This window comes from Kistimonas scapharcae, assembly GCF_039540975.1.
Lineage (GTDB): Bacteria > Pseudomonadota > Gammaproteobacteria > Pseudomonadales > Endozoicomonadaceae > Kistimonas > Kistimonas scapharcae.
The window spans coordinates 1-971 of sequence record NZ_BAABFL010000215.1; the positions used below are offsets into that span (position 1 = coordinate 1).

The 971-nt window shown below is 51.2% G+C and carries 1 protein-coding gene; it reads left to right on the forward strand.

Annotation, left to right across the window (positions count from 1 at the left end; all coding sequences use genetic code 11):
* Positions 1-85: 85 nt before the first annotated feature.
* Entirely contained in the window at positions 86-820 is a 735-nt protein-coding gene (locus tag ABD892_RS10490) for an AraC family transcriptional regulator (RefSeq protein ID WP_345195573.1), read from the forward strand.
* Positions 821-971: the final 151 nt, after the last annotated feature.

A 971-nucleotide genomic window follows, 5' to 3' on the forward strand; every position in this document is an offset into this window, starting at 1 on the left:
ATTTTGCCTGAAGAGCACAGGGGACGCTCTCTTCATTCAATTTAGCCTTACTTCTTCAGATCGTTAAGCGGGAGTTAAGGGTACGCTGCGGGAAGCGGTTGCCATCATGCAGCGCTTTTCGCGGGTGATCAGTACGGCGGTGGTGCTGGAAACGCGGGAAGAGAATGGTCATCTGCACATGATCTTCAAAACTCCCGAAGGGCAGCCAGATCCCTCTTATGAATCCATGGATGCTTTTCTGGCCTGTGCAGTGAATATGGGGAGCTGGACGTTTGATGTGCCGGCGGAGTTATACGTCGGTGTTTGTGTGAGGCGACCAGAGCCCCGCGATAAAACGCCCTACGAGCGATTTCTGCGCTGCGCTGTCACGTTCAATAGTGATGAAACCAGCCTTATCTTTAACGGTAAAATTCTCGACTACCCTCTGCTGACAGCCAACCCGGAACTGGCGAGGGTCAATGGCGAAGTACTTTCCGGTTATCTGGCGCGCATGCAGGCCGCTGATATTATTGACCGGGTTCGCAGTGAAATCTGTGAGCTGCTGCCCTATGGTGAACCGAATCAGGAGCGGGTGGCGGCAGCATTAAACATGAGTGTGCGTAACATGCGACGTAAGTTGAGTGAGAAAGGGCATAGCTACAAGCAACTGCTGGACAGCATTCGTCATGAGCAGGCTTGTCGGCTCTTGAAGCAGTCTGATCCCTCGCTGGGAGAAATTGCCTGGCAGTTAGGATTCCACGATACCAGTAGTTTCAATCGTGCTTTCCGGCGCTGGGAAGGGACGACTCCGGCCAGATATCGACAGACAGCTGTCATGTGAAACGAATTCACGTATTAAAAAATTCATAACCATTTGCTGACGGTCAGAATCGTCAAGCATACATATATCGCCTTAAATCCCGCTTAACCTTGGGAATGTGAGCAAGCTGGCCGTACTTTTGGCAACAGAGTACAGTTTTTGCACAAAACGC